Raw genomic sequence first — 20,124 nt, 5'->3', positions numbered from 1 at the left:
GACGATCGGTCCTCGCACTCCGGCCTGATCCCGCCGCGGACCCCGGAGCGGCGCGCAGAGAGAAACAAGGGAAAGCAGAGGAAGTCGGCCATGGCAACGGCGCCTAGCGTCTCGTATTCGATGACGGTGCGACTGGAGGTTCCCGCGAGCGGTACGGCGGTCAGCCAGCTCACCACGGCCGTGGAGTCCTCCGGCGGCTCCGTCACCGGCCTCGATGTGACCGCCTCCGGCCACGAAAAGCTCCGCATCGACGTCACCATCGCCGCGACCTCCACCGCCCACGCGGACGAGATCGTCGAGAAGCTCCGCGGCATCGAGGGCGTCTCGCTCGGCAAGGTCTCCGACCGTACGTTCCTGATGCACCTCGGCGGCAAGATCGAGATGCAGTCGAAGCACCCCATCCGCAGCCGTGACGACCTGTCGATGGTCTACACCCCCGGCGTCGCCCGGGTCTGCCAGGCCATCGCCAACAACCCCGAGGACGCCCGCCGCCTGACCATCAAGCGCAACAGCGTCGCGGTCGTCACCGACGGCTCCGCCGTGCTGGGCCTGGGCAACATCGGCCCCAAGGCCGCGCTGCCCGTCATGGAGGGCAAGGCGGCCCTCTTCAAGCGCTTCGCCGGCATCGATGCCTGGCCGCTGTGCCTGGACACCCAGGACACCGACGCGATCGTGGAGATCGTCAAGGCGATCGCCCCCGGCTTCGCGGGCATCAACCTGGAGGACATCTCCGCGCCCCGCTGCTTCGAGATCGAGGCCCGGCTGCGCGAGGCCCTGGACATCCCGGTCTTCCACGACGACCAGCACGGCACCGCCATCGTGGTGCTCGCCGCGCTGACCAACGCGCTGCGCGTGGTGGACAAGAAGTTCGAGGACGTCCGCGTGGTGATGTCCGGCGCCGGCGCCGCCGGTACGGCCATCCTCAAGCTGCTGATGGCGGCCGGCGTCCAGCACGCCGTCGTCGCCGACATCAACGGCGTGGTGCACGCCGGCCGCGAGGACCTGGTCGACGCCGACCCCGACTCGCCGCTGCGCTGGATCGCCGACAACACCAACCCGGAGGGCGAGACCGGCACTCTCAAGGAGGCCGTCGTCGGCGCCGACGTCTTCATCGGCGTCTCTGCCCCCAACGTCCTGGACGGCGACGACGTCGCCAAGATGGCGCAGGGCGCGATCGTGTTCGCACTCGCCAACCCCGACCCCGAGGTGGACCCCGCGATCGCGCGGCAGACCGCCTCCGTCGTGGCCACCGGCCGTTCCGACTTCCCCAACCAGATCAACAACGTGCTGGTCTTCCCGGGCGTCTTCCGCGGCCTGCTGGACGCCCAGTCCCGTACGGTGAACACGGACATGATGCTGGCCGCGGCCGGCGCGCTGGCGAACGTCGTCCTGGACGACGAGCGCAACGCGAACTACATCATCCCGAGCGTCTTCAACGACAAGGTCGCGGGCGCGGTGGCCGACGCGGTGAAGGAAGCCGCGAAGGCCGCGGGAGAGGCTGTGACGGCCGCCACGACGGCCTGACCGCCCGGCGCGTCGCGTGGCACCGGGTCCGCGGCGCCCCCATAGGGTGGCGGGCAGCAAACGGCCGCCACCCTGCGGGGCCGGCCCGGTGGGGCACGGTGCGGGACGTCACCACTCTGAGGCAGTGGCGCTTTTCGTGTGACCCTCCTGGGTGCCGGATTGGCTTTACCGCCGCAGGTGGGGGCAGGATGCGTATCCGGGCGCGAGGGTCTGTCAGCAGACCCGGGTCCGGGCACCGTCCAAGGGCCCTGGCAGCATCGGCTTCGATCTCACGCCTCATTGGCAAGAAGAACACGGGAGTACAAACATGAACCGCAGTGAGCTGGTGGCCGCTCTGGCCGACCGTGCCGAGGTGACCCGCAAGGACGCCGACGCCGTTCTGGCCGCGCTCGCCGAGACCGTCGGCGAGGTCGTCGCCAAGGGCGACGAGAAGGTCACCATCCCCGGCTTCCTGACCTTCGAGCGCACCCACCGTGCCGCTCGCACCGCGCGCAACCCGCAGACCGGCGACCCGATCCAGATCCCGGCCGGCTACAGCGTGAAGGTCTCCGCGGGCTCCAAGCTCAAGGAAGCCGCCAAGGGCAAGTAAGCCGCCGGGGGCCCGACCGGCCCCCTGGTGACAAAGGCGTGAGGGCGGCCGTCCCCTTCGGGGGACGGCCGCCCTTTTGCGTGCGCGACCTCAGGCGCCCGGTCTCCGGCGCCCCCCGGCATCCGGAGTACGGCGTTCAGCGGCCACGGAGGTGCCCAGAAGGCCCGCGAATGGGGCCGGTGGGGCCCTAGTGCCTCCTGAGGTCTCCCGTTGCTCTACAGGGGCGTAGAAGCTGCTTCGTGGGCTCAGCCGGCGCGCGGGGGTGATCGGGGGCATGTGCGCGGCCGGACACCGGCAGACGCTCGGGACCGCCGCCGTCCTCCCCCGGCGCCGCCACCCGGCGCCGCCGTCTGTCGCCTCCGTCCCCGTCGCGTCACCCCTCGCGCGCCCGTCGCAACCGCAATGTCCGCAGGCTCGGCCCGCGAGTGTCACCCGACCCAAGGGTCCGAATTAAACCATTCGCAAAAGCAAAAGCGCTCGGCCTGGCGTGGCGTCCCGAGCGCAGCGGAAGGGGCGGCCGCCCTCTCGGGTGACCGCCCCTTCCGCTCTCTGCCGCGCGGCGGGTGCGCGGGCCGCACACCCGCCGCGCCGGTCAGGCGCTCAGCGCCCCGTTCGGCAGCTCCACGTGCGCCCCCAGGCTCACGAGCTTCTCCATGAAGTTCTCGTAGCCCCGGTTGATCAGGTCGATGCCGTGCACGCGCGAGGTGCCCTGCGCCGCGAGCGCGGCGATCAGGTACGAGAAGCCGCCGCGCAGGTCCGGGATGACCAGGTCCGCGCCCTGGAGCTTGGTCGGCCCGGACACCACGGCCGAGTGCAGGAAGTTGCGCTGCCCGAAGCGGCAGGCGCTGCCGCCCAGGCACTCGCGGTAGAGCTGGATGTGCGCACCCATCTGGTTGAGCGCCGACGTGAAGCCGAGCCGGGACTCGTACACCGTCTCGTGGACGATGGACAGGCCCGACGCCTGCGTCAGGGCGACCACCAGCGGCTGCTGCCAGTCGGTCTGGAAGCCGGGGTGCACATCGGTCTCCAGGGCGATCGCGTCCAGCGAGCCGCCCGGGTGCCAGAAGCGGATGCCCTCGTCGTCGATCTCGAAGGCGCCGCCGACCTTGCGGTAGGTGTTCAGGAAGGTCATCATCGAGCGCTGCTGCGCGCCGCGCACGTAGATGTTGCCCTCGGTGGCCAGCGCCGCGGACGCCCAGGAGGCCGCCTCCAGGCGGTCCGGGAGCGCGCGGTGGTTGTAGCCGCCCAGCTTGTCCACACCGGTGATCCGGATGGTCCGGTCGGTGTCCATGGAGATGATCGCGCCCATCTTCTGCAGGACGCAGATCAGGTCTTCGATCTCCGGCTCCACGGCCGCGTTCGACAGCTCGGTGACACCCTCCGCCAGGACGGCGGTCAGCAGCACCTGCTCGGTCGAGCCGACGGACGGGTACGGCAGGCGGATCTTGCAGCCGCGCAGCCGCTGCGGGGCCTCCAGGTACTGGCCGTCCGCCCGCTTCTCGATGGTCGCGCCGAACTGGCGCAGCACGTCGAAGTGGAAGTCGACCGGGCGGCCGCCGATGTCGCAGCCGCCCAGGCCCGGGATGAAGGCGTGGCCGAGGCGGTGCAGCAGCGGGCCGCAGAAGAGGATCGGAATGCGCGAGGAGCCGGCGTGCGCGTCGATGTCGGCGACATTGGCGCTCTCCACGTGCGACGGGTCGAGGATGAGCTCGCCCGCCTCGTCACCGGGGCGCACCGTGACGCCGTGCAGCTGCAGCAGGCCGCGTACGACGCGTACGTCGCGGATGTCGGGCACATTGCGCAGTCTGCTCGGACTGCTGCCGAGCAGCGCGGCGACCATGGCCTTGGGCACGAGGTTCTTCGCGCCGCGAACCCGGATCTCGCCCTCCAGCGGGGTGCCGCCGTGGACAAGCAGTACGTCGTCGGTAGAGACGGTCATGGATCTCGCGTTCCTGGAGACGGACAGGGGGCCAAGGGGAAATGGTAAGGGCGGGGGAGGGGGTGCCCGTAGGCCGGAGCGGGTTCGGGGCGTGTAATGGCTTTGTCACAACACCCTCCGCTACGGTCCGCCTTTGTTCTGTAATCGACATTCGGTACGTTGTGTACGGCTACGACACGCTATGCCGCCTCTGCCGTCGGCCTGTGCGCCGGGGCTGCCGTCGTACGCCCTGCGCTGCTCTCGCCCGGGTACCGCAGTTGACTCCCCGCCGCGGTCCGAAGTGCGGGATCATGTCCCCATGACCGAGGTGTCCTCGCTCACCGGCCGGCTGCTCGTCGCCACACCGGCGCTCGCCGACCCGAATTTCGACCGCGCGGTGGTGCTCCTGCTCGACCACGACGAGGAGGGGTCCCTCGGCGTGGTCCTCAACCGCCCGACGCCCGTGGGGGTCGGCGACATCCTCCAGCCGTGGGCGTCCCTGGCCGGCGAGCCCGGCGTGGTCTTCCAGGGCGGTCCGGTCTCGCTGGACTCGGCCCTCGGCGTGGCCGTGGTGCCGGGCGGCCCCGAGACCCCGGAGAGCGCGCTGGTCGGCGACGGCCCGCTGGGCTGGCGCCGCGTCCACGGCGCCATAGGGCTGGTGGACCTGGAAGCCCCGCCGGAACTGCTCTCCACGGTGCTCGGCAGCCTGCGGATCTTCGCCGGTTACGCGGGCTGGGGCCCCGGCCAGCTTGAGGACGAACTGGCCGAGGGCGCCTGGTACGTCGTCGAGTCCGAACCGGGCGACGTGTCCTCCCCCGACCCCGAACAACTCTGGCGAGCGGTCCTGCGCCGCCAGCGCAACGAACTGGCCATGGTGGCGACGTACCCCGACGACCCGTCCCTGAACTGACGCCCCGAGCCCCGGATTCCACTCGCCCCCACCCGGGTGAACCCCCGCTGGGGGGATGCGAGCGCGCCCCCGTAGGGCACCCGCCTCCCGCCCCGCCGTCCTCGGCCTCAGGCCTCACTCCTCGGCCTCAACCCGCCGTCCCCGGCCTCAGCCTCCACCCATACCGAAGAACCGTTCCGCCAGTGGATGGGCGCCGCGGTGGGGCAGCGCGAGACGGACGGTCACCGGCGGAGCGTTCTTCAGGCGTACGAAGCGGATGCCCGGATGGGTGTGCCGCGCGGCCACCTCCTGCGGCGCCACCCCCACCCCGTGCCCGGCGGCCACCGCCTCCAGCCACTCGTCGAAGTTGTCCGCCGTGCAGGCCAGGCGCGGGCGCCGGTCCGCGGGCCACAGTTCGGGGCGGGTGCTGCCGGTGACGGTGTTCACCACGAGCGGGTGGTCCGCCAGCTCGGCCCAGTCCAGCACGCGGCGGCGCGCCAGCGCCCCGTTCGCGCCGAGCCGGCCGACCGCGGCGACCCGCGGTTCGTGCAGCAGTACCCGGGTACGGACATCCGCCTCCGGCGGGTCGTCCCCGCGCAGTACGACGATGTCCGACTCGCCGGTGTCCAGCCCCGCCAGCGGCGTGTCCCGGCGCACCAGCCGCACCCCGGCCCCGGTGGCCGCCTCGAACTCCGCGGTCAGCTCGGCACAGGCGGCGGGCAGCAGCGACGTGAAGCCGAGCCGCAGCACGGGCTGCCCGCCGGGGGAGCGCAGCGCGGCGGCCAGGCGGGGGAGCAGCGGCGCCAGCTCGGCGTACAGCCGCCGGCCGTCCTCCGTCGGCTCGACGCGCCGGGTGGTGCGGTCCAGCAGCCGCCTGGCGAGGGTCTCCTCCAGGGCCCGTACGGACTTGGTCAGCGCGGGCTGGCCGACGCGCAGCCGGTCGGCGGCGTAGGTGAAACTGCGCTCCTCGGCAACGGCCATGAAGGCGCGCAGGTGCCGCAGTTCGACCCCGTCGAGCCCGTCAGTGCCACGCGCCCTTCCCGCCACCGGCTCCGCGCCCGCCGTCTTGTCCATGCTGCCGCCACCCTCTACCGAAGCGCTGCCGCGCTCATCCGCACGTGGCCGTCCGCACACGTCCCCGCCGGACATCCGTCGCTCCGCGCAGGCACCTCCCCGAACACCCGAGGAGCGGCTGCGCTTCCCGGGCCGGGGGCCGACGGACCAGTTCAGCGTCTTCGCTCAGCCCAACGCCTCCTCGACGGCTTCAAAGATGTCCGCGCCGGTCTCCTGCTGCCACGTCGGCAGATCGGCCCAGTCGGCCACGTAGCCGGGCTCGGGGCCCTCGAAGTGCCGGAACATCCGGGCCGTCCAGCACGCCGTGACGAACCGGCGCTTCTGTTCGCGGGACGGCCTCCACGTGCGGCCTCCGCTGAGCTCGACGGACTGTCGGACCTGCGCGTGGACGGCACCGGCGGCAGCGCGCTCCCACTGCGGGGTGGCGTCCCACGGAGTGACGTAGCCGGCCTTGGGCTCTCCGGGGAAGTGCCGGCGCACTCCCGCGGTCCAGCTCTCCCGGAACAGTCGCGCGCCTTCGGTCTGCGGCACACCAACCCTTTTCGTCACGGCGTGCCGGCGAGACGATCTCCGTCCGCGGCTCCGCCGGCGCGGCTCGACGTCGATCCGCTGCCGCACACATCACACCTATTCCCCCCGGGCATCAATCCCCCGCTCGGGCATTTCCCCCACCTCCCGGAGCCCGCCTACGTTCCTCCGGTCGATGCACAGGAGCAGGCGGAACAGGGGAGTTGGCAGCGATGCGCAAGGTCTGGTTGTTGGCGCTGGGGGCGTTCGCGCTCGGGCTCGACGCCTATGTGACGGCGGGGTTGTTGCCGGTGGTCGCGCACGACCTCGGTACGACGGTTTCGCTGGTGGGACAGATGGTGACGGTGTTCACGCTGGCGTATGCGGTGGCCGCGCCGTTGGTCGCGGGACTGTCGGCGGGAGCACGGCCGCGGCTGCTGATCCTGCTCGCGCTCGCGGTGTTCACGGTCGGAAACGCCGCTACGGCGCTCGCGCCCGCGTGGGGTGCGCTGCTGGCGGCCCGGATCGTCGCGGGGGCCGGGGCCGGGGTGTACGCGGCCCTGTCGACGGCGGCCGCGTCGGCGCTGGTGTCGGCTGAGCGGCGTGGACGGGCGTTGGCGCTGGTCATGGGTGGCATGAGTACGGGCACGGTGCTCGGTGTGCCGGTGGGGGTGCTACTGGCCGAGCACGCGGGGTGGCGGTCGACGATGTGGCTGGTCACGGGGCTGGGGGCGGTCGCCTTGGCGGGGCTGGCCGGGCTGCTGCCCGCGGTGCCCGCGGACCCGCCGGTCCCGGTGCGGGCGCGGCTGGCCGCTGTCGCGGACCGTGAGGTGGCGCCGATCGTCGGTGTCTCGTTCCTGGCCGCTGTGGCGAGCCTGGGGCTCTACACGTATCTGGCGCCGGTGCTGGCCTCTGCGGGGGGAGTGGACGAGGTCGCGCCGTACCTGTGGGCGTGGGGGATCGGCGGGGTGCTCGGGAGCCTGGCGGCCGGGCCGTTGGTGGACCGTACGGGGAAGGCCGTGGCCCTGGTGGGTGGCGTGCTGGTGACCGTCGCCGCAGCTCAGGCGCTGCTGCCGCTGCTGGCCTCCGCCGCGCTGCCCGGCGCGGGCGCCGCCCTGGTGGTCTGGGGCGCGGCGGGCTGGGCCCTTCAGGTGCCGCAGCAGCACCGGCTGCTCGCGCTGCGCGACGACCGGGGCACGGTGGCCCTCGCCCTGAACAACTCGGCCCTCTACCTGGGCAGCGCGGTCGGCTCGGCGCTCGGTGGGCTGGCCCTCGCGGCGGGCGTCCGGGCCTCCGCGCTGCCGTGGGCGGCGGCAGGGGTCGCGGCCCTCGCCCTCGCCCTCCACCTGCGCGCGGCCCGCCGCTCCCGGCACGCCGCGCGCGTCGGTACCCTTGGCGGTTATGAGCACTGTTGAGCCCGAGCGCGGGGCAGGTACGGGGACCCTCGTAGAGCCGACGCCGCAGACGTCGCACGGCGACGGCGATCACGAGCGCTACGCCCACTATGTCCAGAAGGACAAGATCATGGCGAGCGCGCTCGACGGGACCCCCGTCGTCGCTCTCTGCGGCAAGGTGTGGGTGCCGGGCCGGGACCCGAAGAAGTACCCGGTCTGCCCCATGTGCAAGGAGATCTACGAGTCCATGGGCGCCGGCGGCGACAAGGACAAGGGCGGTAAGGACGGCGGCAAGAAGTAGTCCGTCCGGGGGCGGCGCGCTGTCGCGCGGCTCCCCGCCCGCCTCGCGCGTGTCCGGCCCGTTCCCGTACCAGGAGCGGGCCGCACGCGTGGTGCGCGCCGCACACGGAGGCCCGGTCCCCACGCGGGGGCCGGGCCTCCGGTGTCGGTGCGCCGGGCGTGTCAGTCGCTCCAGGGGGTGAGGTTGAAGATGTCGCCGCTCTCGGCGTTGGCGATGCACTGGTTGGCGTAGGTGTGCTGGTAGGCGGTGGTCCTGCCGTGCCAGGTGCCGTGGGTGACGACCGTGACCGGCTGGTAGATCTTCGTGCAGGCGCGGTGGATCCGCGGGACGCGGGCGTAGTCCCCGTTGGCGAGGGCCAGCTTGAGGCAGGACGCCTCCGGCGTCGGGTGGCTGCCGCCGGTCGGGAAGCACCGCAGGTAGGCGGCGGCGAGGAGCGGCCCGGAGGGGTCGGTGCCCTCGTGGATGGCGATGTGCTGGCGGCCGCCGGTCTCCGGCTGGGCGTCCGTGGCGGCGGCGGGGGCCGTGGCGAAGGGGAGCAGGCTCAGGGCGGCGACGGCCAGCAGGGCGGTGCGTACGGGTCTTGAGCGCATGGGGTCGGTCGGTCCTTTGTGTGTCGTGCGGCTGGGAGCTGCTTCCAGGGGTGCTGCCGGGGGCCGGTCCGCGTGGACGAGGCCCGGGGCCGCTTCTGGGAGCCGAGGAGGGACATCTGATTCATAGATAGACGTACCGGGACGGATTGCCGACGAATGTGGGCCAGTGGCGGCGTGTCGCCCGCGCCGTTGCCTGATCGGCTCTTGTGGGGGAGCGTCGGCGCGCTTAGCCTCCTGAGGATTGTGCATGGCGAAACGCCCGTTGCGTATGCTGCAACGATCCTTCAGGGGGTACCCAATGCAGCTCTCCGCCCGAACAGCCGCCCGTGCCGCGGCACTTGCCCTGACCCTCGGCACCGCCGTCGGCTGTGCCCCGTCCACCTCGGGCGGCGGCGCCAAGGAAGACAGCAAGTCCGGCACGCTGCGGGTCTGGCTCTTCCAGGAGGTCAACAACAAGCCCAAGGAAGAAGTCGTCCGCAAGGCGGTGGCGGACTTCGAGGCGGCCCACAAGGGCACGAAGGTCGATGTCGACTACATCCCGGTCGACACCCGGGCCCAGCGCATCAAGGCCGCCTTCAACGACCCCAAGAGCGCCCCCGACGTCATCGAGTACGGGAACACCGACACCGCCGGATACGTGAAGGACGGCGGACTGGCCGACGTCAGCCAGGAGTTCGGCGCCTGGAAGGACGCCAAGGACACCGACCCGACGGCCAAGCAGTCGGTGACCGTGGACGGCAAGGTCTACGGCGCGCCGCTGTTCGTCGGCGTCCGCGCGCTGTACTACCGCACCGATGTGTTCAAGGACCTGGGGCTCGCGGTCCCCACGACCCTGGACGAGGTCGCCACGACCGCCCGCACGATCCGCGAGAAGCGGCCCCAGCTGTACGGGATCTCCGTCGGCGGCGCGTACACCTACGGCGCGCTGCCCTTCCTCTGGGCGCACGGCGGCGAGCTGGCGACCGGCAAGGGCGACGCGTACACCGCCGCCGTGGACAGCCCGAAGGCGCAGGCGGGCATCAAGGCGTACGCGGACCTCTTCGGCGACACCAACTGCCCGGCCGCCAAGTGCGCCGAGATGGGCGGCAACGACACCGTCGCCGCCTTCGCCGCCGGGAAGGCGGGCATGACGATCGGCGGCGACTTCAGCCACCAGGCCATGGAAGACGGCAAGGTCAAGGGCAAGTACGCGGTCGTACCGCTGCCCGGCACCACGAAGGGCTCGATCGCCCCGGCCTTCGCGGGCGGCAACAACATCGGCGTGCTGAAGAGCTCTTCGCACCGCACGCTGGCCGTCGACCTGATGAAGTCGCTGGCCGGCAAGGACACCCAGCGGCGGCTGTTCGACGCGATGGGCTTCCTGCCGACGTACGGCGACGTACGGGCCGAGGCGGCGCGGAAGCAGCCGTTCGTGCAGCCCTTCGTACGGACCCTGGAGGCGGGCGCCAAGTTCGTCCCGGCCTCCCCGGCCTGGGGCGGCATCGACTCCTCGTTGGTGCTGCCGACGATGTACCAGGAGATCGTCAGCGGCCGTAAGGACGTCGCCACGGCTTCCGGCGACGCGGCCAAGAAGATGGACGAGGCGTTCAAGAAGTGACGCTCACGGTCAAGGAAGCACGCCCCGGGAGCGGCCGGCCGCCGCTCACCGGCGGCCGCCGGCTGCGGCCGCCGTCCCGGCACGGGAGCCGCTGGACACCGTGGCTCTACCTCGCCCCCGCCCTGGTCGTCCTCGGCGGTCTGCTCGTCTACCCGATCTACCAGCTCGGCCTGATCTCGTTCCTCGAATACACCCAGGCCCAGGTCAGCGGCGGCGAACCGACCAGCTTCAAGGGACTGGCGAACTACGCCGAGCTGTTCGGCGACGGCCAGTTCTGGCAGGTGCTGCTGGCGACCGTGGTGTTCGCCGCGGCCTGCGTCCTGTGCACGCTGGTGGCCGGCTGCTCGACCGCCGTCCTGCTCACCCGCATCCGGGCGGTGCCGCGGCTGGCCCTGATGCTCGCCGCGCTCGGCGCCTGGGCCACCCCCGCCATCACCGGCTCCACCGTCTGGGTCTTCCTCTTCGACCCGGACTTCGGGCCGGTCAACCGGGTGCTGGGCCTCGGCGACTTCTCCTGGACCTACGGGCGCTACAGCGCCTTCGCGCTGGTCCTGCTGGAAGTCGTGTGGTGCTCGTTCCCGTTCGTGATGGTGACCGTCTACGCCGGCATCCGCGCCATCCCGGGCGAGGTCCTGGAGGCGGCCGCCATGGACGGCGCGTCGCAGTGGCGGATCTGGCGCTCGGTCATGGCGCCGATGCTGCGGCCGATCCTCGTCGTCGTCACCATCCAGTCGGTCATCTGGGACTTCAAGGTCTTCACCCAGATCTACGTCATGACCAACGGCGGCGGCATCGCCGGGCAGAACCTCGTACTGAACGTGTACGCCTACCAGAAGGCGTTCGCCTCGTCCCAGTACAGCCTGGGCTCGGCGATCGGCATCGTGATGCTGCTGATCCTGCTGGCCGTCACGCTCGTCTACCTGCGCCTGCTGCGCCGACAGGGGGAGGAACTGTGAGTACGGTCCGCACACCGCGGATACGGCGGCCAGGACGGCTGGCCGCCGAGGCGGGCGCGCTGCTGCTCGCCGCCGCCGTGGCCTTCCCCCTGTACTGGATGGTGCTGTCCGCCTTCAAACCGGCGGGCGAGATCCAGTCCACCGAACCGGTGCCCTGGACCCTCCACCCTTCCCTGGACGCCTTCCGGCGGGTCTTCCAGCAGCAGGACTTCGGCCGCTACTTCCTCAACAGCCTCTTCGTGGCGGGCGTCGTCGTCCTCGTCTCCGCGCTGATCGCCTTCCTCGCGGCGACGGCCGTCACCCGCTTCCGCTTCCGGTTCCGTACGACGCTGCTGATCATGTTCCTGGTCGCGCAGATGGTGCCGGTCGAAGCGCTGACCATCCCGCTGTTCTTCCTGATGCGGGACGTCGGCGACGCCGTACCCGGCATCGGACTGAACACCCTCGGCTCCCTGGTCCTGCCGCACCTCGCCTTCTCCCTCCCCTTCGCGATCTGGATGCTGCGCGGCTTCGTCCGCGCCGTGCCGGAGGCCCTGGAGGAGGCCGCCTACCTGGACGGCGCGTCGCGCGCCCGCTTCCTGTGGCAGATCCTCTTCCCGCTCGTCTTCCCCGGGCTCGTCGCGACCAGCGTCTTCTCCTTCATCAGCACCTGGAACGACTTCCTCTTCGCCAAGTCCTTCATCATCAGCGCGACGGAGAACTCCACCCTCCCGATGGCGCTGCTGGTGTTCTTCAAACCGGACGAGAACGACTGGGGCGGGATCATGGCGGCCTCGACCGTGATGACCATCCCCGTACTGGTGTTCTTCGTGCTCGTACAGCGCAGGCTGGTGTCGGGCCTGGGCGGCGCGGTGAAGGACTGACGACGCGCCCGCACCCGTCCCCCTGGCGAACCGCACCGGACACCCCCACCCCTCTAGCCCCAGAGAACGCCCCCGAGAACGGAAGGGTCAGCACATGGACGACGCAGCGACGGCGGACGGCGCCCGTACGGAGACCGACCTGATACCCCTGCCGCGCGACACCCGGCCGGGGGACGGCGCGTTCCTCCTGGGCCCGGGGACCGCACTGGACGCGGGCCCCGGTACGGAAGCCACCGCGGCCTGGCTGCGCGGCACCGTCGGCGCCGCGACCGGCCTGCCGCTCCCTCCCCGTACGACCGGCGACGGCACCTCCGGGCACGGCCCCGACAGCGGCGTCATCCGCCTCCGCGTCGACGCCGGGACCGCCGACGCGCTCGGCCCCGAGGGCTACCGGCTGACGGCCGACAGCAGCGGCGTCACCCTCCTCGGCGGCGGCGCGGCCGGTGCCTTCTGGGGTGCGCAGACCCTGCGGCAGTTGCTCGGCGCGGACGCGTACCGCCGCGCGCCCCTGCGCCCCGGACAGCGCTGGTCCGTACCGGCCGTACGTGTCGAGGACGCGCCCCGCTTCGCCTGGCGCGGCATGATGCTCGACGTCGCCCGCCACTTCCTGCCCAAGGAAGGCGTGCTGCGCTACCTCGACCTGCTCGCCGCGCACAAGCTCAACGTCCTGCACTTCCACCTCACCGACGACCAGGGCTGGCGGATCGAGATCCGGCGCCACCCGCGCCTCACCGAGGCGGGCGCCTGGCGGGAGCGCACCAAGCTCGGCCACCGGGCCTCGCCCCTGTGGGACGACCGGCCGCACGGCGGCTACTACACCCAGGACGACATCCGCGAGATCGTGGCCTACGCCGACGCCCGGCACATCACCGTCGTCCCGGAGATCGACATCCCGGGCCACTCGCAGGCCGCCATCGCCGCGTACCCGGAACTGGGCAACACCGACGTCATCGACACCGGCGCCCTCAAGCCCTGGGACACCTGGGGCGTCAACCCGAACATCCTCGCCCCCACCGACACCACCCTCCGCTTCTACGAAGGGGTGCTGGAAGAAGTCCTCGACCTCTTCCCCTCCCGGTTCGTGCACATCGGCGGCGACGAGTGCCCCAAGGACCAGTGGCGGGCGTCGCCGGCCGCCCAGGCCCGCATCAAGGAACTGGGTCTGGCCGACGAGGACGAGCTGCAGAGCTGGTTCATCCGGCACTTCGACAGCTGGCTCGCCGACCGCGGACGCCGCCTGATCGGCTGGGACGAGATCCTGGAGGGCGGCCTCGCGCCGGGCGCCGCGGTGTCGTCCTGGCGCGGCTACGCGGGCGGCATCGCCGCCGCCCAGGCCGGTCACGACGTCGTCATGTGCCCCGAGCAGCAGGTCTACCTGGACCACCGGCAGGACGGCGGCGCCGACGAACCCGTACCGATCGGCTACGTACGGACCCTGGAGGACGTCTACCGCTTCGAGCCGGTGCCCCCGCAACTGACGCCGGACGAGGCCACCCGCGTCCTCGGCACCCAGGCCAACGTCTGGACGGAGGTGATGGAGAACCAGCAGCGCCTGGACTACCAGGTCTTCCCGCGGCTCGCCGCCTTCGCCGAGGTCGCCTGGTCGCGGCTGCCGCCCCCCGAGGACCGCGACCACGCCGGCTTCACCCGCCGGATGGACACCCACTACCACCGCCTGGACGCGCTCGGCGTCGACTACCGGCCGCCCGGTGGTCCCTTCCCGTGGCAGCGGCGCCCCGGGTTGCTCGGACGTCCGATCGAGGGGTCGCCCCCAAACGTGTGAGCCGGAGCGGATGCGGGCGGCCGGCGCCGGCGGTACCTGGGACGGTGGTTCCCGCGGAACGCACTGAAGGCAGCCAAGGTGAGGTATGTCCGGTACATCGCACCAGCCGGGGGCGGGAACGTCCGCCCGCGCACCGCTCGGCCCCCGGCTCCGGCCACGGCCGGGGGCCGAGCCGGGACGCCGTCCCGCACGTCACGCCTGCTCCACCGCAGCCCGGCCACCGTCCGCCGCCCGCCCGGCGCCGCCGCCCGCCGGCACGCGCCCCGAACATCCCGAACGCCCCGAACACCGGCCATGTCCCGTACGCGGCGCGCCCGCTGCCGTCCCAAGGCGTCCGGAAGCCGGGCCCTAGCACCGCGGGCCTGCAAAGATGTGCCAGAGTTGCCACGTCCGGACCGTGAGCACGTACCGTACGGCGGAGCGGAACAGCCGGGACACCGGGGAAGGGGCAGCTGGGTTGACCACGCACGCACCGCAGGCTTCGCAATCGGTGACGTTGCCGGCCTCGCTCGACGAGGCCGTGGCGGCGCTCGCCGCCATGCCCGCCGCCGTGCCCGTCGCGGGCGGTACGGACCTGATGGCCGCCGTCAACTCCGGGCTGCTGCGGCCCGCGGGACTGGTGGGCCTCGGCCGGATCAGCGAGATCCGCGGCTGGCAGTACCAGGACGGCCACGCCCTGCTCGGCGCGGGCCTGACCCTCGCCCGGATGGGACGCCCCGACTTCGCCGCGCTCATCCCGGGCCTTGCCGCCGCCGCCCGCGCCGCCGGCCCCCCGCAGGTACGCAACGCGGGCACCCTCGGCGGCAACATCGTCACCTCCGCGCCCACCGGCGACACCCTGCCGGTGCTCGCCGCCCTCGAAGCCGACCTCGTCGTCGCCGGACCCGGCGGCGCCCGCCGCGAGATCCCCGTCAGCCACCTCCTGGCCGGCCGCGAGATGCTGCGCCCCGGCGAACTCGTCGGCTACGTACGGGTGCCGCTCCTGCACGCCCCGCAGACCTTCCTGAAGGCCACCGGACGCACCGGCCCCGGCCGCGCCACCGCCTCGGTGGCCCTCGTCCTCGACCCGGCCCGGCGCGGCGTGCGCTGCGCGGTCGGCGCGGTCGCCGCCATGCCGCTGCGGCCCCTGGAGGCCGAGCAGTGGGTGGCCTCCATCATCGACTGGGACGGCGAACGCAAGCTGGTGCCCGAGGCGCTGGCCGCCTTCGGCGACTACGTGGCCGCCGCCTGCATCCCGGACCCGCCACCGCCGCAGGACGGCACGGAACCGCAGACCCTGCCGCCCGCCGCGCTGCACCTGCGCCGTACGGTGGCGGCCCTGGCCCGCCGAGCACTTGGGAGGGCGCTCTCGTGAGCGACGCCGACCGCCCCGACCGTAACGACCGGCGCAACAGCCCCGAGGACACCCAGCCGCTGCGTGTGGTGCGACCGCAGGACCGCCAGCGCTGGGAACCGCTGCCCCAGGGCAACGAGTACGAGTCGGAGGCCACCGCCTTCGTCCAGCTCCCGGACGGCTTCACCAGCGGCCCCTACCCGGGTGGTTACGGCTACCAGGGCTACCCGGACCCGCACGGCCCCGGCACCCCGGACGCCCACGGCGGCGTACCCGGCACCGGCGACCACGGCGGATACGCCGCCGACCCGCTCGCCGCGCCCGGCCACGGCTACACCCCGCCGTCCTCCTTCGCCCCGCCCACCCCGGGCGCGACGACCGACCCGTCGGCCACCGGACAGTGGACGCTGCCGTTCGCGGACGCCCCGGCCACCGACCTGCCCGCACACGGGATGACGGGCAGCGGCCCGCACACCGGCGCGCCGGGCGGCCACTACACCGACGGCACGGACGGCGCGTCGCACGCCCTCTGGCCCGCCGCGGGCACCGACGGGTCCAGCGGCACCACGGGCCAGTGGGCGATCCCGACGGCCCCGGACGAGATGCTGGAGGAGTCCGGCGAGTACCTGCTGGGCGACGACCGTACGCACCCGGCCTCCGGGTACGGCACCGCGTACGGCCCCTACGACCACGGGCACGGCCACGGCCACACCCCGGTGGACCCGGCGGCGACCGGGCAGTGGCACTTCACCACCGACCAGCACACCGGCGCCGGCCACCTGCCGTACGGACAGCAGCCGCTCCGCCCCGCCGACCAGGTGACACCGGGCTACGACCCCGGCCACCACGTGCCCGCCTCCGGCGACAGCGCGGGCGGCACGCTGGGCGGCGCGGGCAACTGGTCCCTGCCCGCCGACGCGCTGGCACAGTGGCCGCCGCGTGCGGAACCGCTCGACGAGCGTCCGGCCGAGCCGCGGGACGGGGCGGAGTCGGGTGCGGAGGCGGAGCCGGACCCGGAGCCGGTTTCGGAGCCGGAGCCGGAGGCCGGGGAAGACGTCGGCCAGGCTGCTTCGGGCCCCGTCGTGTCCGGGCCGATCGCCCTCGGCCCGGCCGCCGCCGACGCCGTCGAACAGGGCGTGGACGGGAGCGGGACGCCTGCTGCCGGGACGCCTGCCGCCGGGGCTCTTGCGGACGCTGGAGCGCGTACGGACGCAGAGGCTCGTACGGACGAGGCCACCGGCGAAGCCCCGACGGACGCCACCGCCGAAGCCGGCGTCGAGCCCGGCGTCGCCCCGGCAGCCGCCACCCGTGCCGCCACGGACGCGCCCCCGGCCGCCGACGCCCAGCCCGCCGCCCCCGAGGCGGCCGGGCCGGAGGAAGCCGCCGACGGCGTGCCCGCCGAGGCCGCGACCCCTGAGGCCGGGGCCGGAACCGAGCCGGAGTCCGGTGCCGCACCCGGTGACGGAACCGCACCCGGCACGGACCCCGAAACGCCGTCGGCCGAGTCCGCTCCGACCGAGTCCGCTCCGGCCGAGCCCGTCGGCCGAGCCGCCCCCGACGCCCCGGCGGCCCCTCCCGCCGAGCCCGCCGTGCCCGGCGACGCACCCACGGAACCGGCCGCCGCCCCGGAGCCCGAAACCGCCCCGGACCTCGCGGAGCCCGCCGCCACGGCCGAAGAGCCGCCCGCAGCACCGGACGCCGCGCCCGCCCCCGGAACCACGCCGCCTCCGGCCGGCGACACAGCCGTGGCCGCGACCCCGGCCCCGACCCCGGCCGACGACACGACGACGGAACCCCTCCCCTTCCCCCACGACGAACACCCCCACACCTCCTACGTCCTCTCCGTCAACGGCACCGACCGCCCCGTCACCGACGCCTGGATCGGCGAGTCGCTGCTGTACGTACTGCGCGAGCGCCTCGGCCTCGCCGGGGCCAAGGACGGCTGCTCGCAGGGGGAGTGCGGCGCCTGCTCCGTCCAGGTCGACGGGCGCCTCGTCGCTTCCTGCCTGGTGCCCGCCGCGACCACCGCGGGCAGCGAGGTCCGTACGGTCGAGGGCCTCGCGCAGCACGGCGCGCCCTCCGACGTGCAGCGCGCCCTCGCCGACTCCGGCGCCGTGCAGTGCGGCTTCTGCATCCCCGGCATGGCGATGACCGTCCACGACCTGCTGGAGGGCAACCACGCCCCCACCGAGCTGGAGACCCGGCAGGCCCTCTGCGGCAACCTGTGCCGGTGCTCGGGCTACCGCGGCGTGCTCGACGCGGTCAACGAGGTCGTACGCGGCCGGGCCGACGCCGCGGCGGCCGCCGAAGAGGCCGCGGCCGCCGCCCCCGAGGAGCCCGGCACCGGCACCCCCCGTATCCCGCACCAGGCGGGCCCCGCCGACCCGCAGGGCCCCGCTTCCCACGGCCACCACCCCCACGGGCCGCACCCCCACGGCCCGGGCGCTGATCCGCAGTCCGGAGGCTCCGTATGACCGGCACATCCGAGGGCGCCGGCGCCGTCACCGCGCCGCCCGCCGCGGGCGACCGTTCCGGCGGGCCCGCCGACCCGCCGCCGCACGGCCTCGGCGTCTCCCTCCCGTCCGCGGACGCGCCCGCCAAGACGGAAGGCGTCTTCCCGTACGCCTCCGACCTGTGGGCCGAGGGCCTGCTGTGGGCCGCGATCCTGCGCTCCCCGTACCCCAGCGCCCGCATCCTCTCCGTCGACACCCGGCAGGCCGTGGAGATGCCGGGCGTACGGGCCGTCGTCACCCACGCGGACGTGCCGGGCGACGCCGGGCACGGCCGGGGCGTCCCCGACCGCCCGGTCTTCGCGCACGACGTGGTCCGCCACCACGGTGAGCCGATCGCCGCCGTCGCCGCCGACCACCCCGACACGGCCCGGCTGGCCGCGGCCGCCATCGAGGTCGAGTACGAGGTGCTGGAGCCGGTCACCGACCCGCAACTGGCCTTCGAGGCCGAGCCGCTGCACCCGGACGGCAACCTGATCCGGCACATCCCGCTGCACTTCGGCGACCCCGAGGTGGTGGGCGAGACCATCGTCGAGGGCCTGTACCGCATCGGCCGCCAGGACCCGGCGCCGATCGGCGCCGAGGCCGGGCTGGCGGTGCCGCGTCCGGACGGCGGTGTGGAGATCTACACCGCCTCCACCGACCCGCACACCGACCGCGACCTGGCCGCCGCCTGCTTCGGGCTGGAGCCGGAGCGGGTACGCGTCGTCGTCACCGGCGTGCCCGGCGCCACCGCGGACCGCGAGGACCCGGGCATGCAGTTGTCCCTCGGGCTGCTGGCGCTGCGCACCGGCTGCCCGGTGAAGCTGGCCGCCACCCGCGAGGAGTCCTTCCTCGGGCACGCCCACCGCCACCCGACCCTGCTGCGCTACCGCCATCACGCGGACGCCGAGGGCAAGCTGGTCAAGGTCGAGGCGCAGATCCTGATGGACGCGGGCGCGTACGCGGACACCTCCGCCGAGGCGCTGGCGGCCGCCGTGTCGTTCGCCTGCGGCCCGTACGTCGTCCCGCACGCCTTCATCGAGGGCTGGGCCGTCCGGACGAACAACCCGCCCTCCGGGCACCTGCGCGGCGAGGGCGCGATGCAGGTCTGCGCCGCGTACGAGGGGCAGATGGACAAGCTGGCCGCCAAGCTCGGCATGGACCCGGCCGAGATCCGGCTGCGCAACGTCATGGCCACCGGCGACCTGCTGCCCACCGGCCAGACCGTCACCTGCCCCGCGCCGGTCGCCGAACTGCTGCGCGCCGTCAAGGACGAGCCGCTGCCCGAACTCCCCAAGGACACCCCGGAGGAGGACTGGCTGCTGCCCGGTGGCCTGGAGGGCGCGGGCGAGCCGTCCGCGGTGCGCCGCGGCGTCGGTTACGCGCTCGGCATGGTCCACATGCTCGGCGCGGAGGGCGCCGACGAGGTGTCCACCGCCACGGTCAAGGTCAGCGGCTCGGTCGCCACCGTGCTGTGTGCGGCCGTGGAGACCGGCTCCGGCTTCTCGACCCTGGCCCGCCAGATCGTCCAGGAGACCCTGGGCATCGAAGAGGTGCACGTGGCGGGCGTCGACACCGACCAGCCGTCCGCCGGGCGCGCCTGTCACGGCCGCCACACCTGGGTCTCCGGCGGCGCCGTCGAACGCGCCGCCAAGATGGTGCGTACCCAGCTCCTCCAGCCCCTGGCCCACAAGTTCGGCATGTCCACCGAACTTCTCCAGATCAACGACGGCAAGATCACCTCGTACGACGGTGTCCTCAGCACCACCGTCGCCGAAGCCCTCGACGGCAAGGAACTGTGGGCCACCGCCCAGTGCCGCCCGCACCCCACCGAGCCCCTCGACGAGGGCGGCCAGGGCGACGCGTTCGTGGGCCTGGCCTTCTGCGCGATCCGCTGCGTCGCGGACGTCGACATCGAACTCGGCACCATCCGCGTCGTCGAGATGACCGTCGCCCAGGACGTCGGCCGGGTCCTCAACCCGCGCCAGCTCCGCGCCCGTATCGAGGCCGGTGTCACCCAGGGCCTCGGCGCGGCCCTGATGGAGAACCTCCGCACCACCCGCGGCCGGATCCGCCACCCCGACCTGACCGGCTACGCGATGCCCACGGCCCTCGACGCCCCCGACATCCGCATCGTCAAACTCGTCGAGGAACGCGACGTCGTGGCCCCCTTCGGCGCCAAACCCGCCAGCGCCGTCCCGGTCGTCACCTCCCCGGCCGCCGTGGCCTCCGCCGTACGCGCCGCCACGGGCCGCCCGATAGGCCGCCTCCCGATCCGGCCCCAGGCGGCGGTGGCGCAGCAGCAGTAGGCGCC

16 protein-coding genes are annotated in these 20,124 nt (G+C 73.4%); 12 read left to right on the top strand and 4 right to left on the bottom strand.

Annotated elements, in window-relative coordinates:
* Positions 1 to 90: 90 nt before the first annotated feature.
* Positions 91 to 1,524: an NAD-dependent malic enzyme gene (locus ACZ4QV_RS08065; RefSeq protein ID WP_361144933.1), complete on the top strand. Its 1,434-nt coding sequence runs from the start codon at positions 91 to 93 to the stop codon at positions 1,522 to 1,524.
* A gap of 307 nt (positions 1,525 to 1,831) precedes the next feature.
* Entirely contained in the window at positions 1,832 to 2,113 is a 282-nt protein-coding gene (locus tag ACZ4QV_RS08060; protein ID WP_004571953.1) for an HU family DNA-binding protein, read from the top strand.
* A 592-nt stretch (positions 2,114 to 2,705) separates the two neighbouring features.
* On the opposite strand, the gene murA is transcribed toward ACZ4QV_RS08060, so the two are convergent.
* Positions 2,706 to 4,052, bottom strand: a complete 1,347-nt coding sequence (murA, locus tag ACZ4QV_RS08055) for a UDP-N-acetylglucosamine 1-carboxyvinyltransferase (RefSeq protein WP_360136259.1) — start codon at positions 4,050 to 4,052, stop codon at positions 2,706 to 2,708.
* Positions 4,053 to 4,350: 298 nt separating this feature from the next.
* Between murA and ACZ4QV_RS08050 the strand changes: the two genes are divergently transcribed.
* On the top strand, positions 4,351 to 4,941 hold the full coding sequence (locus ACZ4QV_RS08050) for a YqgE/AlgH family protein (RefSeq protein ID WP_361144929.1): 591 nt from the start codon (positions 4,351 to 4,353) through the stop codon (positions 4,939 to 4,941).
* A gap of 147 nt (positions 4,942 to 5,088) precedes the next feature.
* Here ACZ4QV_RS08050 and ACZ4QV_RS08045 read toward each other — a convergent pair whose 3' ends face one another.
* Together ACZ4QV_RS08045 and ACZ4QV_RS08040 are read right to left on the bottom strand one after the other, a co-directional pair.
* A complete protein-coding gene (locus ACZ4QV_RS08045) occupies positions 5,089 to 5,994 on the bottom strand; it encodes a LysR family transcriptional regulator (protein ID WP_361585588.1) in 906 nt (301 codons plus the stop codon).
* Positions 5,995 to 6,159: 165 nt separating this feature from the next.
* Complete coding sequence (locus ACZ4QV_RS08040) at positions 6,160 to 6,525, bottom strand: hypothetical protein (protein ID WP_361144923.1); 366 nt, start codon at positions 6,523 to 6,525, stop codon at positions 6,160 to 6,162.
* A 209-nt stretch (positions 6,526 to 6,734) separates the two neighbouring features.
* Here ACZ4QV_RS08040 and ACZ4QV_RS08035 point away from each other — a divergent pair, with 209 nt between their 5' ends.
* Positions 6,735 to 7,916: an MFS transporter gene (locus ACZ4QV_RS08035; RefSeq protein WP_361144920.1), complete on the top strand. Its 1,182-nt coding sequence runs from the start codon at positions 6,735 to 6,737 to the stop codon at positions 7,914 to 7,916.
* Positions 7,903 to 8,196, top strand: coding sequence for a DUF3039 domain-containing protein (locus ACZ4QV_RS08030; RefSeq protein ID WP_031007434.1), 294 nt, complete (start codon positions 7,903 to 7,905; stop codon positions 8,194 to 8,196). Before ACZ4QV_RS08035 ends, ACZ4QV_RS08030 begins: the two co-directional genes overlap by 14 nt.
* A gap of 161 nt (positions 8,197 to 8,357) precedes the next feature.
* Here ACZ4QV_RS08030 and ACZ4QV_RS08025 read toward each other — a convergent pair whose 3' ends face one another.
* Positions 8,358 to 8,786 (bottom strand): SSI family serine proteinase inhibitor, encoded by a 429-nt coding sequence (locus ACZ4QV_RS08025; RefSeq protein WP_361144917.1) that lies wholly within the window; start codon positions 8,784 to 8,786, stop codon positions 8,358 to 8,360.
* 298 nt (positions 8,787 to 9,084) lie between these two features.
* Here ACZ4QV_RS08025 and ACZ4QV_RS08020 point away from each other — a divergent pair, with 298 nt between their 5' ends.
* From ACZ4QV_RS08020 to ACZ4QV_RS07990, 7 genes are all read left to right on the top strand, one after another.
* On the top strand, positions 9,085 to 10,383 hold the full coding sequence (locus ACZ4QV_RS08020; protein WP_361585583.1) for an extracellular solute-binding protein: 1,299 nt from the start codon (positions 9,085 to 9,087) through the stop codon (positions 10,381 to 10,383).
* 62 nt (positions 10,384 to 10,445) lie between these two features.
* The gene (locus tag ACZ4QV_RS08015; protein WP_361145332.1) at positions 10,446 to 11,339 is read left to right on the top strand and encodes a carbohydrate ABC transporter permease; all 894 of its coding nucleotides are present in this window, start codon (positions 10,446 to 10,448) and stop codon (positions 11,337 to 11,339) included.
* Positions 11,336 to 12,202 carry a carbohydrate ABC transporter permease gene (locus ACZ4QV_RS08010; protein WP_361144911.1) on the top strand — a complete coding sequence of 289 codons (867 nt, stop codon included), beginning with the start codon at positions 11,336 to 11,338 and terminating at the stop codon, positions 12,200 to 12,202. The genes ACZ4QV_RS08015 and ACZ4QV_RS08010 overlap by 4 nt, the downstream gene beginning before the upstream one ends.
* 94 nt (positions 12,203 to 12,296) lie before the next feature.
* Positions 12,297 to 13,985 (top strand): beta-N-acetylhexosaminidase, encoded by a 1,689-nt coding sequence (locus tag ACZ4QV_RS08005; RefSeq protein WP_467762687.1) that lies wholly within the window; start codon positions 12,297 to 12,299, stop codon positions 13,983 to 13,985.
* Positions 13,986 to 14,442: 457 nt separating this feature from the next.
* Positions 14,443 to 15,339, top strand: a complete 897-nt coding sequence (locus ACZ4QV_RS08000; RefSeq protein WP_361144905.1) for an FAD binding domain-containing protein — start codon at positions 14,443 to 14,445, stop codon at positions 15,337 to 15,339.
* A complete protein-coding gene (locus ACZ4QV_RS07995; RefSeq protein WP_467762686.1) occupies positions 15,336 to 17,792 on the top strand; it encodes a (2Fe-2S)-binding protein in 2,457 nt (818 codons plus the stop codon). Before ACZ4QV_RS08000 ends, ACZ4QV_RS07995 begins: the two co-directional genes overlap by 4 nt.
* Positions 17,789 to 20,119: a xanthine dehydrogenase family protein molybdopterin-binding subunit gene (locus ACZ4QV_RS07990; protein WP_361585570.1), complete on the top strand. Its 2,331-nt coding sequence runs from the start codon at positions 17,789 to 17,791 to the stop codon at positions 20,117 to 20,119. The genes ACZ4QV_RS07995 and ACZ4QV_RS07990 overlap by 4 nt, the downstream gene beginning before the upstream one ends.
* The last annotated feature ends 5 nt before the right edge of the window (positions 20,120 to 20,124 follow it).

The sequence above is a fragment of the Streptomyces sp. NPDC026394 genome, assembly GCF_055567735.1.
Note: the sequence above shows the minus strand (reverse complement) of the source record. Positions and strands in the feature narration are given on the sequence as shown.

Coding starts and splice junctions, on each gene's coding strand:
- ACZ4QV_RS07990 (WP_361585570.1), top strand. CDS start 17,789: ATGACCGGCACATCCGAGGGCGCCGGCGCCGTCACCGCGCCGCCCGCC.
- ACZ4QV_RS08005 (WP_467762687.1), top strand. CDS start 12,297: ATGGACGACGCAGCGACGGCGGACGGCGCCCGTACGGAGACCGACCTG.
- murA (WP_360136259.1), bottom strand. CDS start 4,052: ATGACCGTCTCTACCGACGACGTACTGCTTGTCCACGGCGGCACCCCG.
- ACZ4QV_RS08020 (WP_361585583.1), top strand. CDS start 9,085: ATGCAGCTCTCCGCCCGAACAGCCGCCCGTGCCGCGGCACTTGCCCTG.
- ACZ4QV_RS08025 (WP_361144917.1), bottom strand. CDS start 8,786: ATGCGCTCAAGACCCGTACGCACCGCCCTGCTGGCCGTCGCCGCCCTG.
- ACZ4QV_RS08060 (WP_004571953.1), top strand. CDS start 1,832: ATGAACCGCAGTGAGCTGGTGGCCGCTCTGGCCGACCGTGCCGAGGTG.
- ACZ4QV_RS08065 (WP_361144933.1), top strand. CDS start 91: ATGGCAACGGCGCCTAGCGTCTCGTATTCGATGACGGTGCGACTGGAG.
- ACZ4QV_RS08050 (WP_361144929.1), top strand. CDS start 4,351: ATGACCGAGGTGTCCTCGCTCACCGGCCGGCTGCTCGTCGCCACACCG.
- ACZ4QV_RS08035 (WP_361144920.1), top strand. CDS start 6,735: ATGCGCAAGGTCTGGTTGTTGGCGCTGGGGGCGTTCGCGCTCGGGCTC.
- ACZ4QV_RS08030 (WP_031007434.1), top strand. CDS start 7,903: ATGAGCACTGTTGAGCCCGAGCGCGGGGCAGGTACGGGGACCCTCGTA.
- ACZ4QV_RS08045 (WP_361585588.1), bottom strand. CDS start 5,994: ATGGACAAGACGGCGGGCGCGGAGCCGGTGGCGGGAAGGGCGCGTGGC.